We start from the raw sequence: 14,069 nt of genomic DNA on the forward strand, positions 1-14,069 counted from the left end.
ACATCTAGGGAAAATTATGGAAAATTGAGGAACCGCTACAAATCTCCGATGGCGGTTAGGCCCCGCCGGGCTCCTAAGGAGGATCGCATGGCTACGCAGCGCGCTATTCCGAGTTTTTCTCCCTCTCACCTTCACCTCGCTGGTCTGCAATGTCCGGTCTGCGACCAGCCTATTTCCAACGACAAAGCCGACCAGGTTCGGGAGCGCATGGAGGCCCGGGAGCGAGCAGCTTCCGACGCCGTGAGCGCGAGGCTGAGGGAGCAGTTCGCCAGCGAGCGTGCCCAACTCGAAGCCAGCGCGCTGGTCGCCTTGGAGAGGGCCCGCACTGAAGGTGCTGCCACGCTCGAAGCCTTCAAAGCCGAGGCGGCTGTGCGCGAGCGAGCTGCACGTGAAGAGGCTGCAAAGACGGCGCGCCAAGCGGCTCAACAGCAGATCGACCTGCTTGCTAAGGCAAATGCGGATCTCCGGGCATCCATCGACCAGCGAATTGAAGAAATGAAACAGGGGCACGAGCTGGCGCTAACGGTCGCGCAGGATCGCGTCACCCATGCCGAGCGTGCCAAGGCAGAGATTGAGGCCGCCGCTCAAGATCGGATTGAGGCCGCAGAAACTGCCAAGCGGACTGCCGAAGTTGAGGCAAAGGCAGCGAAAGAGAATCACGAAAAGGTTTTGAATGATCGCTTGCAGGAACAGCGAAAAGCCTATGAGCAGAACAAAGAAGCCGCAATCCGCGCGGAGCAGGCTAAGACTTTCGATGAGCGGCAGAGGTTGCAAGGCACCGTTCAAGCGCTTCAGCGTCAGCTTGAACAGGAACGTGCCGACGTTATTGGCGAAGGCGGCGAACTCGAACTAGCGGAAGTCCTGAAGAGCGCGTTCGAGGGCGACCGGATTAGGCGCGTACCCAAGGGAACGGCGGGCGCTGACATCATTCATGAGGTGATCGAGCACGGAAAGGTTTGCGGCAAGATAGTTTACGACTCAAAAAAGCGTGCGGCGTGGAAGGCGGAGTACGCGACCAAGCTTTGCCAAGACATGATCGCTGAGGGCGCGCAGCATGCCGTTCTGTCGCTGCTGAAGTTCCCCTCCGATGCCAAGCAGCTCGATGTCAGAGAAGGCGTCATCCTGGCGAATCCAGCCCGGGTCAAAGCCATTGCCGAAATCTTGCGCGAGCATATCGTTCAGACACACACTTTGAGGCTGAGCAACAGGGAGCGCGAGAAAAAACAGGGTGAACTCTATTCCTACATTGTTTCAGGCCGATTTGTGCAGCACTTGGATGCAATCGACACGCATACACATAAGCTGCTTGACCTCGACGTGGCTGAGGAGCGGGCGCACCGAAAGGTTTGGGAGAACCGAGGTGCCCTTTTGAAGAACTTGCAAAAGGCAGAAGGAAACCTGCGGACAGATGTCGGCAAGATTATTGGACAGGTGGACTAAGAGTCGTCAACGCGGCTGAAGACAGCGGTGATCGCGGGCGCGCAATCCTTTCTCATGTATCATAGAATGGTGACGTGGGACTGAACGGAGATGAAATGGATTTAATGGTGGGAATAGAAGTATGTTCGGAAATTTTCAGGCCAGCATACCTGCTTGCGCAGCAGGCGAGCGGCTTTCAATTCGCTGGCGGGCCGCTGATGCCCAGCGAGCACTCTTCCGATGAAGAGCCTCCAGAATGGGCCATGCGTGATGAGCGATGGACGATTGACGGCTTGCTTGGGTGTTACGATGCAAACCAGCAGCGGATCACGATCTTCAATAAGGGGATCGAGGTCATCGCGCCGAAGTTCGGCTTGCAGCCGGAGTTTCTCGAAATGATCGTCAAAGTGCATGAATACGGGCACTCGATCTTTCATCTGGGCATGATGCAGCCGGAAATCACCTCGATTTTTGGGATGCCGCCACAGGGTAAAGAGCGCATGGTCGCGGACACTCTGCGCATGCGAACGGAGACTTACAACGAAGTTGCGCGCTACGTACACGAACAGATCGCGCAAGGCATTACCAAGATCGTCTTGATCAACTTACGCGCCAGCGCAACGAAAGAGCAATCAAGGAACGTCTGCGATAAAATGATCGAGGCGTTCAACGCGCTGATGCGTAGGCAACCGGAAGAATACCGGCTCGATTCCGTAGCTCATCTAACGCACGAGCAGCTTGGTAAGCGGTTGCACAAATTTATCGTATTGACGCATCGGGGCGCTCTGACACCGGACCGGGATGTTTGGGATACAATCATGGCGTGGTGATTTGGCTCACACAGGCCCGAGGCGGTCAAGGCCATCGAGCACAATTGACCTCGTCGCGCAATCAGATAGCGTCTTGCCGAAGATTCTGCCGCGCCAATCCAACCACATTTCGGATGGCCCCTATGGGGATAGAGCAACTTAGTGACGAGCAGCTAGATACCTTCGAGTCCAACTATCGCAAGGCGAAGAAAACGGAGGGAGGAAAGTATTCACTCAGTGAAATTTTACTAGAGAAGCTGCGACGGAAACCAGCAGTGTTTGGTACCCGTCAGGTCGCCGCAAAGATCATTGAGTTGGCGCAAAAATCTGAGGATGGATTGTGCACCTATGGTCAAATCTGGTCTGAGTTTCGACCGAACACTCCTTGGGAGGGACACAAGACGCTCTCCGTCGTAGCGTCAAGCCTGGGGCGTGTGGTCCATTATTGCGTCACAAACGATCTGCCGATTCTCACAACGCTCGTTGTCCAGACTGGCACCAGGCGTCTCTCGCACGAGGCCATTCAAAACATCTACCATGAGTGTCGAGAGTTGGGGGTCAGCGTAGGTCCCGATCCGGAAGTATTTGTTAGGACACAAGCAGAATTGGCGCGGCACTTGGCTTTGTATAATCTTCCCGCCGCCGACTGATCGGGTTGCGCGCCGTGCGTCTGGAAACGGGGCTCCCGCCGTCGCCTCTTCTTGCGTATTCGGTCTCATCCGTCCGCAGATGTGCCGCGGCTTCCATTCGAATTCGCGCTGGAGGTCGGGAATCACGAGACGACCCGCGGGTAGATATCCCACGTGGGTCGATAAACTAACTTGACCGGCTTTTGAGCGTCCTTCATCCCCGCTCCCCGCAAGCAAGACCTTGCGCTTCAGCCAAAGTACTTTGGATGGATGACGGAGGCTTGCAACCGTTCCTTCTGACCAATTTTCAGGGGCGCTTCTGCGGGCGCCGTCGTTGAGAACGCGAGACGGATGATCAACGCGCTTTGACGACCGCAATGGGCAACCGGTCCGCGAAACGGTCCGCCACAAAAATGGCTGTTCAGCCAAGTATTTGATCTCATTGGTGGGCCCGGCAGGACTCGAACCTGCAACCAGACCGTTATGAGCGGGATGGCTACAGGTTCCGTCGCGGCATTCGTTCAATCGTCACCTGCAGCGAGCACTGCCGCGAGCTTTTCTTCGTCGATAACGTAATAACGACGCTTCCCGGGTATCCCGATGATTTTCCTGTCGAGCGTGGCAACGTCTTTGCGCTGCGTTTGGAGGATATGATGCCCAATAAGCAACGCCTTGTCCGCGTCACTTGCCTTCCATGCTTGTGGTTTGACAAGCGTCTTTTGGGCAACGCGAAAGCCATCTGCTTGCTGGCGTCTCAAGGCTTCATTGTCGGAGCAAGATTCGCCCTTTTTCACTGGAACTAGAGTAAGGCTGTCCAAAAGATCCCTTAGTCTACTTGCGGCAGCCTTGATCGTCGGAGCAGCGAGCGCATGATGAACGGGCGGCGGGGAGCTGCGAATAGTGGCAAGGGCGCTGGCCATACATTTTTCGATTGCAACCCGGGTCTCCTTCTTCTTCCAGGGCAGTATCCCATATTCTATGCCAAGTGCTGCAGCGGCGTACATGAGTGAAAAATTCGCACCGATGCGCTGATCAGGGCCTGTCCCCAACCTCAGAGATATTTTCGCGGCGAATTGGCTCATGTGATGCTTGGTCCGGGATAAGGCAGCGTCGGGATCTCGCATGAACCTCTTCAGAAAGGCGTCCATCGCGAAGCCTTGGTTGGTCACCGCGTCCCGACGAAGGTTATCCGCGAGCATTCGGCCAAACTCGCCAGGATCACGGTCGCTCGGCACCTCGACGCCGTCAAAAACACCAACACGGCCGGGCTCTACGACGGGTACATCGATGAAGCGTACCTCTTCCCCCCAATACGAGGCTGTCCCGCGGCCTCAGCTATGGTCTTGAGCGCTGCCTCGCTCGTGCTTAGGACAATTACGCGGAAATCTCTGACGGTTAGATTGATCTTCTTCTGGTAGGTCTTGTCGAGAGTTCTTGCTCGATTACGGGAGAACAGGAAAGCAAGCTTCTTGGCTTTCTCATGAGCCTCTACCTTGCTATCCTGATCACCGCTTTCGTCTAGGGGAAGCAAGCCGTCGCGATGGCCAATCGCTAACTGCTCAATCGCCGATTCGGATTCCGACCACTTCGGCAATCCACCGTCTTCGTTATTCAGACCGGTCACCGATGCCGCAGCACAGAGGAGGCTGGACTTGCCCGTAGAGGTAGGAGCAAAAAGATTCAGGGCGAAGGAGTCCATTGAGAGTGGACGGAGTAAAGGGGCTGCTAAGGCGGCCGCTATAGACAATCGAAGCCCGGTTGATTGCTTGGCGAGGCTGCCCACCGTTTTTCGCCAGCCCTCAAGTGATCCTGGACCTTTCGTGTAGTTGGCAAGGTGAGCGCCACTTTGCGGATCGATTACGATCCGTTTCGTCCCGCCGTAACACCGCAGCGGCGTCACTATCGCATTGCCGTGCCAACCGGGAGCGCCGACAAAGGTAAAGCGTCGGCTCGGTATTTTGGCCACCACCACCTTGAGTATTTCCGCGGCCGACACCCCCTCGGTCGGCCAAAGGTAACCCTTGTTGCCGAGCGCGTCGGCAATGGTTGATAGATTTCTGACGTTGATCACGCCCATGTCGAATTGTTCGGATAGCCTTTCGCCATCACAATTCACGAACCTAATCTCTACGACCTTGTTCCGATCCATCCGCTCTCCGATGGCATGGAAGCTGATCGGTGCGGCTATGCGCTGCTCGTTGCTACCGGTGAGGAGGTACACGCCAGCTTTCTTCAATTTGATGTGCTTGCGTTGATTCATCGGAGTTCCACTATGCTCAGTGCTCAGGTGCTCAGCCACAAATTAGCGTTGCACCGTTGATCGATATGGAGTGCAAAGCTGCTTAATCAGTTCGGTTGAAAATCTCGGCCTAAACTGCCTCTTGAGGCGGGTTCTCTTCATGGGATTGCCCGCAACTCGGGATTTCATCATCTTTCGTCGATACGACGCTCTCGATGACTCGCCATTCACCAGCGCTGGATTTTCTTGAATTCAAGGCCGCCGTCCTGAGCACTCACCCGGATGCCGGACAGAACCATCAGTTCCAGTGGTTCGGTGCGGTCGAGCGCCAGCAGGAGGTGAGGCAAACCGCGTCGGTTGGTCCTCAGCAAAGCTGGAAGCTTGATCGCTTTGTCCTTGTACGCAAGGAATTCGAAGTCGTAGGTTTTGCTGGTGTGGACGGGGCGGTCACCGCGTTGGAGGCCAGGGAAGATGCGCTTGAGGCGACGCTTCAGCCGCTGCCGGTCGGCCGTCCACATGGCGATGTGCCAATGCGGTTGGTAAAAACCATCCTCCCAACTCAGGTCGATGCTTCCGAGCATGACCCGTTTGAAGCCAGCCTTTTTGAGCGCATCCTTGAGCCACCGGTTCAGCTTCTGAACCTTGAGAACCGGTAGATCCTCCGGCTTGTACGTGACCATCAGCGGGATGATCGTCACCATCACCAGCAGCTTACCCTTCCGCGTAACCCTCAATTGCTTAATCGTCGTGCGCTGCGCCGCCACCTTCGCTTTTTGAAATGCGCGTGAGCATTCGGGGCAAGCCAACGATCCGCAACGTCGGGCCGCGCAACAGTAGTGAAGTTTGTCGGCCAGAATCTCAAGGCGGGTGCCAACGTTGGGATCTCCGTCACGTTGCTCACTCTTTGCTGCTCGATACAAGAGGTTGATGATCTCGGCCTTTCGCCCCCTCGCCTTTTCGGCAGTGAACTGCCTGCCGATGTGGGGCTTTCCGTCCCCGAACCAACTCTCGGTCGCCAGAACCTCCCGGTGGGCCTTTTCGTGGGTTTGGAAGACGGGGCCGTTACGACGCTGCCGCTCATGAAAGTTCATGTGAGTGGTTACTCCTAGTCGTCCATGTCATCATCATCTAGCTCACGGTCAGGATTGTCGCGGACCTCGCGCCACTCATACCCTTGCAGTAGTCGGGGTGATCCTCATCAACGAGCCCGGCGAACGAATGTCGCGCGAGATTGCGCCCAGCAATGTCACGACATCTCCGCCTTCGGAGGGTTCTGATAGAACAGCCGGAACGGACCGCGCGATCCGTAGCGCCGTGCCGAGGCGGTGTAGTGAAACCTACCCTCGTAGTTGATGCCGTCGGGATCGATGGCCTCCACGATGAAGTGGCAGGCACCTTGCTCCACGATCTTGAACGGATCGAGGCCTTGCTGCACGCAGAGGTGCATCAGGTTACCGATCAGATAGCCAACGGCCTCGGCGATGTCCGGCGAGCCAAGACCACCTTCGCGGAATGCCTCCACGGCGGTGAGCGCCGCTGCGGCGCGGTCGGTGTTGTCGATCATCTTTGGTGGTAGCTTTTGAATGTTTGACTTCGCTTTCTTGCCGCGACTCATCCCTATGTTCCTTTCGCTGGAAGCGATTATCTCAAGTCCTCCCACTTCAGGCAGCACCACGTCGCGTAGGAAGCGAAGTTGCGCGGCTTGAGGCGAGTCTAAGAGAAGGTGGCGGAAGGGACTCGAACGCCATTCTGCGGCAAGTTGCTGGAACGCTTGATTAGCATCCCGGCGGTTAAGCGCTTGCGGTAGGTGGTAGTCACTCGTCGTCGCGTCCGCCAGCGTGTGGGCTACCTGGGGGATTGCGGATGCGGCGGGATGCCCTCCTTCACCGCTCGCGGCGGCCTCCTCGGTCAGTGCCGAAGAAGCGACGGGGTCCAATAGGGGGTTCGTTGGCGCGCCTTCAGGCGGCAAGTCGTCCTTTTTTACCCCCTGAACAACTTTGTCAGCAAATGGCGCGCCGACGTACCCGCCTTCACGCCATTTCAGCAGCCGATTAACCCATGCTACCGATTTGCCGACGCCTCTAGCGACCTCACGTTGCTTCGCACCTTGGTCACAAGCGCGCCAGATATCTTCAGCAGCCGCACGGAATGAGGTACTACGCGAGGTCTCGCCGATTTCGATGTGGTGCTTCGCCCGACTGATAAGCTCCTCTGTCGTCATCGCGCCGGTTGGCTCAACAACGCTGACCACTTCAACGAGGGATGGAGTAGCATTTGCGCGCGTCCCGTAGGCAGTGTCGGCTTGTGGCGGCGCGCCCACCTCGGAGGAGGGCATGACTTCCTGTTCGAGTTGCCGGTCGTGGTTTGCGGCTGGATCATATTTTATGCTGGGTCGTTTGGTCGCCAGACGCTTTAAGCGTAAGGCAACTGGAAGAATAACGAGACGCCTCCCGGGCGCTCGGTTAGCGGATTTGGTTTTGGCGGGAGTTTTCATCACCGCGCCTCCTTATTGCTGCGAGGGGCACTGGAAGGCGCGTTATCGTCCCTGTCAAAAGTAGACTGCCGCAGGCTCGAGGCCATGAACTCATCGAGGTCGGATTTTCGATACCTGATGGCTCTCCCAATACGGGTGAAGCGAGGGCCACTTCCGCTAAGTCGCCGTTTGGCTAACGTTGAGGTGGAGCTCTTCAGGTAAGCTGCCGCCTCTTTTGGGTTGAGATAGTTTTCGATTCTCATCTTCGCCTCTTGTTGTTGGCCTCTCGATGAAAGGCCCGGAAACAGGAGGCATCCTAAGAGCGCCCGCCGCGAGCGACGGGATCGGCATATCCTTATTTTCGGGTTATGGCGTTCTCGTCAGCTCTTGAGGCGAACGATCAGTACTCGGCCACGAGGCGCTTAAGCATCCTGGATATAGACGCCTTGCTTTCGAAGGGAACGGTTTGCTTCAGGCGGACCAGACCGAGCCCCCACCACATCAAACGGCTATAGAGTGCCTCCGCGGATTCTCGGTCGGCCAGCGCCGCTGCTCGGAGCGCCGATTTTCGAAGGGACGGGCCAGCCTTCACTGGCGAAGATGGTTTGAGCAGTTTGGCTTCACCACCGCTCAACGAGTTTTGCGCTTTGCTCGGCAACGTAGCTTGTAGGCTCTTAAGCAGATAAAAGAATCCTGGATGAAGCGATCCGCGGGACTCGCTCACAATCGGAATTTTTTGGTCTCTGCAAAAGGAAATAACCAGGGCCGCCCAAACTAACCAGCTCTCGGCAATCTTGTTATCACTGTCAGTCATTTCCAGAATTTGGACGAAGTATCGAGCGAGAGCCTGTGCCCCGGTGAGAAATTGAGCAAGGTGAGCAAGCGGGAGCGTCGCCTCCACCGGCGAACGAGGGCGACGGAAATAGCGATCTATTATGTCGCCTAAATTTTGTGGGGCGTTGTTGGGCTCGGCCGCAGAATCTGTCCAGATTGCCCTTTTGAGCGCTTCTGTTCGCTTACACCAGAGTTCGATTTCCGTTACCGCTCCAGTTAGCGAGCGGCCCAGACGCGGTGTTTGAAGCATATCTGCGTATATCGCTGTAACCCCTGAGAGTTGCTCTCGGAGATTGGCCGGTATCTTGGTTCGCTTCCCAAACCTTTGTTGAATGTTGAGCCAGTCTGCATCGCTAAGATATCTGTAATCAGCATCCGGGTAGGCTCCGATGCCGGTAGCGACTATTCGGGCGTCTCTATTTTTTCTTTTTCTCATTGGAACTAGCGTTGCGCTGCGTCGCCCATCTGCGACGATATGGACAATCCAATCTTGTCGGACGCCTCCTTCAACGGATCGGATGCGAGATGTGCGTACCTTTGAGTTGTGCTTGCCTGAGTATGTCCGAGCAGTTTGCCGATAATTGGTAAGCTTAGGCCAGCGGCTGCGCCTACACTCGCATGCGTATGTCGGAGATCATGTATCCGGACGCCCTCCAAACCAGCCCGCTTGGAAATTGTGCGCCAAGGGCGGTTAAGATCAGCTTTCGGCCGATCAGGATCGCCTGACGCAATGACATATTGCCCCGCTTGTTCGATCCTCTGCAGAAGGGCGAGGGCCGGAGCGTTGAGCACTATCGCTTTCCGCCCCGTCTTGCTGTCGGGCAGCAGAAGCAGGCCACGTTGAAAGTCCACGTAATCCCATTTGAGATGCAGAATTTCGCGAAGGCGAGCCCCCGTTAGAATGAGCAGCCGAAGAGCCGCGGCAGTATAAGCATCGATTTGGATGCGGCGGTTCTCAGGTTTGGGGGCGTGTTTTGCCGAGGGCTTTGACTCGTCGATTTCATACGGCGTACCAACGGTCTCCGCCTCCCTGATCGCTTCGCCAAGGCGCGCCAGTTCCTCCGAGCTGAGAAACCGCTCACGCCGATTCTCACGGAAGGCACGGATTCCCTTGGTCGGGTTGTGGCCGACCGGGACGAGATTGCAGGTGGCGGCGTATCGAAAAATCGACGAAACGCATTCCATTGTCCGGTTGGCGTTAACCGTGCTGGTCTTGCCGATTTTGGTGTGTAGCCGCGCTAGATCGGCATTGGAAATCTTGTCGAGCTTGATGCGGCCAAGGTCGGGGACGGCATGCTTTCTGATCGCAATCCGATAATTGGCAATCGTGCCCGGCTTCAGTTTTACCTCGGCTTCCTCGGACAGGTACCGCTCGGCAAACTCGCTGAAAGGTAGCGAGTGGCGCTCGCGAATACGATCCTTCATCGGGTCACCGCCCAAGGCGACGTTGGCAAGCAATTCCTTGGCGGTCTGGCGCGCTTGCTCGGGCGTGAACTCGCGCGATCCAAAGTAGAACCGCTTCTTGGCAACGCGCCGACCGCCAGCCCCCGGCCGATATTCGATGAACCAACCGAGCGAGCCACGCGCGCCGAGTCGCACGCCGAATCCTTTCAGTTCGGTGTCGTAGCCGATGGAGGGGAGGGGGCCAGCGGCGAGAGCGTCAACAGTGCGTTTGGAAAGCTTGATTGGCATACCAGGGCGGAAAAGCGGTGTCGGTTTGTTCTTCGTGTCGCCACCGTGTCGCCACCGTAGCGGAAATGACAGGACACCGCCGAAATCGAAAAGTCAAATAAATAGTGTATAAACAATGAGTTATGACACGCAGGGCAACACGGGGCATCACCAGGAAACGAGCCTAATTGTTCTCATAACCTGAAGGTCATAGGTTCAAATCCTATCCCCGCAACCAAGATCGACAACGGAAACCCAGCAATCTCAATGGATTGCTGGGTTTTTGTTTTTGAGGTCGAGCAGTCGCTCCGACAAGATCAATGGCTTGGTTTCGTAGGTTCAAATCACCCGCAACCAATTGCGGTCGGCATAATCACATCGGGTGTCCCATGCGGCTTGAGTGAGGTCTCTCGCGGCTTGTCGAGCGCGTATCATGACCAGGGCGACGAGGCGTGGATTTCGTAATGTGATGCCGAGCGCGGAGGGCTGGGCTCTCACTGGCTCATCCAGCGAAAACGACCACCATCACCGATCCCCACGTCGTGAGCAGAATGTTCGAGATCGGATAGGCGGGCGTGTAGCCAAGCACCACCACAGAGCTCGCCGAGCGCTCCTGAATGGCAGCCATCGCCGCCGTGACCGTCTGCGCTCCAGTCAATGCGCCGAGCAGGAGGATCGGGTTCATGCGCAAGATGAAATGGCCAAAGCAGAAGCCGACGATCTGGGGCAGCAGGGTTACGATCATGCCGCCCAGAAGCAGGCCGATGCCCGACTCCCGTATGGCGGAAAGGAAGATCGGTCCGGCATGAATCCCGGTAAGACCGACAAAGGCCGCCAGTCCGAGCGACGTCATCAGGCTGATCGCGCCGTCGGGGATCCGGCCGAAATACGGTAGACGTGTGCGGAGATAGCCGACTAGAAGTCCGGCGAGCAGGGTGCCGACGCTGGTGCTCAGCGAGATCGTGATACCACCAACCGAAAAGCTCAGGAGAACGCCAACGAGGCCGCCGAGGAAAATCGCGAGCCCCAGCACCACGAAATCGATGCTGGTGCTCGGCGCAACGATGACGCCGATGCTCTTGGCTGCATTTTGCACCACCGGTTCAGGACCCACGACGCGAAGCAGATCGCCGCGTTGCAGGACGACGCCGGCAGCAATGGGAAGTGCCTCGCCACCCCGGCTTATCGAGCGCAAGTAGAGGCCGCGGGCCCAGCTCTGTTCCGACGCCTGCTGGAGACTGCTGCCCGCGAGCTTCGGGTTGATCAGGAACACGTCGGCCGAGATCAGCGGGATATCGAGCAGCTCCTGGTCTTCGACCTCCTCGCCGCGCGGTTCGATCAGCTCCACGATGATGTGGCGCGGTGCGGACAGTGCGACGACATCGCCTGCCGCGAGCATCGTTCCAAGCTCCGCCTCGAGGATGCGTTCTCCGCGACGAATGCGGTGGATGAACACGCGCTGCCCGGGCACGCGAGCTTCGGCGGCGGCAACGGTCAGTCCGGCAATCGCCGCGTCGTTATCCAGCCGGTAGGCGCGCAGCTCGAACTTGCGCCAGGCGGACACCAGGCCGGGCCTGGTGCGCGTGATGCCCAGGGCCTGCTCCAGCTTGAGCGCTTCCGTCTTCAGATCGATCTTCAGCAGCGCCGGAACAATGATCGTGCAGAATGTGATCACGCCGGCATAGCCGAAGATGTAGCAGACCGCATCGGCCACCGCGATGTGCGAGACGAACAAGGCGCGCTGTGCTTCGGACACGGGCAGCCCATTCACTGCGTCGGTGGCCGTTCCCATTGCAGCGCTCTGGCTCAAGGCGCCTGACAGGAGCCCCGCCGCAAAGCCGGGGTCAAGTTTCAGCACGCGCCCCACAACGATTGCGGCCGCAAGACCGGTGAGGCTCACGACAATGGCCATCAGCATCGGCTTCAGCCCGTCACGCTTCATCGCCAGCACGAATTGCGGACCGACCGAATAGCCCACCCCGAACAGGAACAGCAGGAACAGGAACGATTTGGTCATGCTGGAGACGGGCACATGGGCGAAATCGCCGACCGCGAGGCCGGCGAACAGCGAGCCCGTCACCGGGCCAAGGCTGAAGGCGCCGATCCTGAAGCTGCCGATCCAGTAGCCCGCCGCGATCACCAGGAACAGTGCGAGTTCCGGATAACGGACGAGAAACTGCTGCAGCCAAATAATCATCGTTTCAACATCGTCGCTCGCCGCGGCTATGTCATCATCATCACCAGTACCATGCCCCAGATCGTCAGCAGCGTGTTTCCGACCGCGTAGGTGACGGTATAGCCAAGGCCGGGAATCTGGCTCTTCGCGCGATCATTGATCATGCCCAGCGAGGCGGTGGTCGTGCGCGCGCCAGAGCAGCATCCGAGCAGGATCGCGTCGTGGAAACGGAACACGTATTTGCCGACGAACATCGCCAGGATCAGCGGCACGGTGGTCACGACGACGCCCCAGAGGAACAGGCTGAAGCCGAGCTTTTGCAATCCGGCGACAAATCCCGGTCCCGAGGAGATGCCGACCACCGCAATGAAGACGTTCAGGCCGACCGAGTTCATGAACCATACGGTGGGTGACGGGATGCGGCCGAAAGTCGGGTGCACGGATCGGAGCCAGCCGAAAAACAGACCGGAGATCAGCGCGCCGCCGGAGGTGGACAGGGTGAGCGGCACGCTTCCGATCTTGTAGACGAAGGCGCCGACAAGGGCGCCGATCGCAATCGCGGCGCCGATGAACGCGACGTCGGCAATGTCGGTCGCACGATCCGGCCGGCCCAGCATCTTTGTGGTGGCAGCGACGTCGGACGTGCGGCCGACCAGGGTGACGATGTCGCCCCGATTTATCTTTGTGTTCGGCAGGATCGGGATTTCGGTCGCGATCGCGCCCCGGGCGATCTTGCGCAGGAATACGCCGCGAGCGCCCGGCGCTTTCGCCAGTTCCTCCAGCGTCTTGCCATCGACGTCCTTGCTGGTCACGTAGACATCGACGCCCTCGATCGGCACCGCAAGCAGCTCGCGATCGTCAACTTCCTCCGCCTGCTCGCCGATCAGCTGCACGAGCACATCGCGGCGGCCAGCAACGGCGACGACATCGCCGGCATGTATCACGGTGTCGGAAGTTGCCTCCACGATCTTGCCAGCTTGCCGAAGCCGGAGGACGAAGATGCGATGATCGGGAATCAGCGCCTCGGCCTGCGCGACGGTCTTGCCGACGACAGGCCCGCGCTCGCGAACGCGGTAGGCGCGCAAATCGAACTGGTGCCAGGCCGTTCCCGCGCCGCCCAGCTCCTTCTTGCCGCCATGCTCTTCCTCGTATTTCTTGCACGCGGTCTCGAGATCGATGCCGAGCAGCGCGGGCCCGAGCAGGGCCAGGACGATCGCCGACCCAACCGTGCCGAAAATATAGGTCACGGCATAGGCGACCGGCATGGCATCGAGCAGCTTCTTGGCTTCGTCTGCGGGCAGACCAGCGCGATTGATAGCATCGGTGGCAAGCCCCATCGACGCGGAGATTGTCTGTGAGCCGGCATAGAGCCCGACCGCCGATCCGACATCGTAGCCCGCGAGCTTCGCGCCGAGATACGCCGAGAGAAGACAGAAGACACAGACCACCGCCGCGAAAATCGCCTGCGGAATGCCGTCCTGTGCGATGCCGCGCACGAATTGCGGTCCGACGCCATATCCGATTGCGAACAGGAACATCAGAAAGAAGAATGGCTTGAGCGGGCCCGAAATGGTGATGCCGATCTGGCCGATGATGACCGCAGCGACCAGCGTCGCGGTGACGGCGCCGAGGCCGAGACCCTTATAGGTGAAGGATCCGAAATAGTAGCCCAGGGCCAGCGAGAGGAAGATCGCGATTTCGGGGTAGGTGCGGAGCGTCTGGAAGAACCAATCGATCATGATGTCACCCGTTCATGCTGTCCCGGCGCTTCGGCATGCACGCTTCGATCTCGCGCAGGGCCGAAAAGGGCGAGCAACTG

General features: G+C 58.2%; 13 protein-coding genes. 4 read left to right on the forward strand and 9 right to left on the reverse strand.

Features of this window, described 5'->3' with window-relative positions; genetic code table 11:
• The first annotated feature begins 87 nt into the window (after positions 1 to 87).
• The 3 genes from G6P99_RS06625 to G6P99_RS06635 all read left to right on the forward strand — a co-directional run bounded on the left by G6P99_RS06625 (position 88) and on the right by G6P99_RS06635 (position 2,878).
• Complete coding sequence (locus G6P99_RS06625) at positions 88 to 1,440, forward strand: DUF2130 domain-containing protein (RefSeq protein WP_165127606.1); 1,353 nt, start codon at positions 88 to 90, stop codon at positions 1,438 to 1,440.
• Between the two features lie 74 nt (positions 1,441 to 1,514).
• Positions 1,515 to 2,249, forward strand: coding sequence for a hypothetical protein (locus tag G6P99_RS06630; protein ID WP_165127608.1), 735 nt, complete (start codon positions 1,515 to 1,517; stop codon positions 2,247 to 2,249).
• Between the two features lie 122 nt (positions 2,250 to 2,371).
• On the forward strand, positions 2,372 to 2,878 hold the full coding sequence (locus G6P99_RS06635; RefSeq protein WP_165127610.1) for a hypothetical protein: 507 nt from the start codon (positions 2,372 to 2,374) through the stop codon (positions 2,876 to 2,878).
• Between the two features lie 500 nt (positions 2,879 to 3,378).
• On the opposite strand, the gene G6P99_RS06640 is transcribed toward G6P99_RS06635, so the two are convergent.
• The 8 genes from G6P99_RS06640 to G6P99_RS06675 form a co-directional block, all read right to left on the reverse strand.
• Positions 3,379 to 4,056 carry a hypothetical protein gene (locus tag G6P99_RS06640; RefSeq protein ID WP_334261939.1) on the reverse strand — a complete coding sequence of 226 codons (678 nt, stop codon included), beginning with the start codon at positions 4,054 to 4,056 and terminating at the stop codon, positions 3,379 to 3,381.
• Between the two features lie 71 nt (positions 4,057 to 4,127).
• The gene (locus G6P99_RS06645) at positions 4,128 to 5,117 is read right to left on the reverse strand and encodes a DUF927 domain-containing protein (RefSeq protein WP_334261941.1); all 990 of its coding nucleotides are present in this window, start codon (positions 5,115 to 5,117) and stop codon (positions 4,128 to 4,130) included.
• Positions 5,118 to 5,323: 206 nt separating this feature from the next.
• On the reverse strand, positions 5,324 to 6,187 hold the full coding sequence (locus G6P99_RS06650; protein ID WP_165127614.1) for a hypothetical protein: 864 nt from the start codon (positions 6,185 to 6,187) through the stop codon (positions 5,324 to 5,326).
• A gap of 155 nt (positions 6,188 to 6,342) precedes the next feature.
• Complete coding sequence (locus tag G6P99_RS06655; RefSeq protein ID WP_165127616.1) at positions 6,343 to 7,590, reverse strand: hypothetical protein; 1,248 nt, start codon at positions 7,588 to 7,590, stop codon at positions 6,343 to 6,345.
• Positions 7,590 to 7,832, reverse strand: a complete 243-nt coding sequence (locus tag G6P99_RS06660; RefSeq protein WP_165127618.1) for a helix-turn-helix transcriptional regulator — start codon at positions 7,830 to 7,832, stop codon at positions 7,590 to 7,592. Before G6P99_RS06660 ends, G6P99_RS06655 begins: the two co-directional genes overlap by 1 nt.
• Before the next feature lie 137 nt (positions 7,833 to 7,969).
• Positions 7,970 to 8,839, reverse strand: a complete 870-nt coding sequence (locus tag G6P99_RS06665; protein WP_165127620.1) for a hypothetical protein — start codon at positions 8,837 to 8,839, stop codon at positions 7,970 to 7,972.
• A 5-nt stretch (positions 8,840 to 8,844) separates the two neighbouring features.
• A complete protein-coding gene (locus G6P99_RS06670; RefSeq protein WP_165127622.1) occupies positions 8,845 to 10,095 on the reverse strand; it encodes a site-specific integrase in 1,251 nt (416 codons plus the stop codon).
• A gap of 481 nt (positions 10,096 to 10,576) precedes the next feature.
• Positions 10,577 to 12,214, reverse strand: coding sequence for an aspartate-alanine antiporter (locus tag G6P99_RS06675; protein ID WP_245284596.1), 1,638 nt, complete (start codon positions 12,212 to 12,214; stop codon positions 10,577 to 10,579).
• On the opposite strand from G6P99_RS06675, the gene G6P99_RS06680 reads away from it, so the two are divergent.
• On the forward strand, positions 12,107 to 12,361 hold the full coding sequence (locus tag G6P99_RS06680) for a hypothetical protein (protein ID WP_245284597.1): 255 nt from the start codon (positions 12,107 to 12,109) through the stop codon (positions 12,359 to 12,361). The genes G6P99_RS06675 and G6P99_RS06680 overlap by 108 nt on opposite strands.
• Here G6P99_RS06680 and aspT read toward each other — a convergent pair.
• Entirely contained in the window at positions 12,298 to 13,989 is a 1,692-nt protein-coding gene (gene aspT, locus G6P99_RS06685; protein ID WP_029079677.1) for an aspartate-alanine antiporter, read from the reverse strand. The two genes, G6P99_RS06680 and aspT, sit on opposite strands and share 64 nt — an antisense overlap.
• Positions 13,990 to 14,069 lie beyond the last annotated feature (80 nt).

This window comes from Bradyrhizobium sp. 6(2017), assembly GCF_011058295.2.
GTDB classification, from domain to species: Bacteria; Pseudomonadota; Alphaproteobacteria; order Rhizobiales; family Xanthobacteraceae; genus Bradyrhizobium; species Bradyrhizobium septentrionale.

What these genes read in the sequence shown, in the direction of transcription:
- G6P99_RS06665 (WP_165127620.1), bottom strand. Translation starts at nt 8,839, where the DNA reads ATGAGAAAAAGAAAAAATAGAGACGCCCGAATAGTCGCTACCGGCATC.
- G6P99_RS06645 (WP_334261941.1), bottom strand. Translation starts at nt 5,117, where the DNA reads ATGAATCAACGCAAGCACATCAAATTGAAGAAAGCTGGCGTGTACCTC.
- G6P99_RS06655 (WP_165127616.1), bottom strand. Translation starts at nt 7,590, where the DNA reads ATGAAAACTCCCGCCAAAACCAAATCCGCTAACCGAGCGCCCGGGAGG.
- G6P99_RS06640 (WP_334261939.1), bottom strand. Translation starts at nt 4,056, where the DNA reads ATGCTCGCGGATAACCTTCGTCGGGACGCGGTGACCAACCAAGGCTTC.
- aspT (WP_029079677.1), bottom strand. Translation starts at nt 13,989, where the DNA reads ATGATCGATTGGTTCTTCCAGACGCTCCGCACCTACCCCGAAATCGCG.
- G6P99_RS06635 (WP_165127610.1), top strand. Translation starts at nt 2,372, where the DNA reads ATGGGGATAGAGCAACTTAGTGACGAGCAGCTAGATACCTTCGAGTCC.
- G6P99_RS06680 (WP_245284597.1), top strand. Translation starts at nt 12,107, where the DNA reads ATGGGCGAAATCGCCGACCGCGAGGCCGGCGAACAGCGAGCCCGTCAC.
- G6P99_RS06670 (WP_165127622.1), bottom strand. Translation starts at nt 10,095, where the DNA reads ATGCCAATCAAGCTTTCCAAACGCACTGTTGACGCTCTCGCCGCTGGC.
- G6P99_RS06625 (WP_165127606.1), top strand. Translation starts at nt 88, where the DNA reads ATGGCTACGCAGCGCGCTATTCCGAGTTTTTCTCCCTCTCACCTTCAC.
- G6P99_RS06660 (WP_165127618.1), bottom strand. Translation starts at nt 7,832, where the DNA reads ATGAGAATCGAAAACTATCTCAACCCAAAAGAGGCGGCAGCTTACCTG.
- G6P99_RS06650 (WP_165127614.1), bottom strand. Translation starts at nt 6,187, where the DNA reads ATGAACTTTCATGAGCGGCAGCGTCGTAACGGCCCCGTCTTCCAAACC.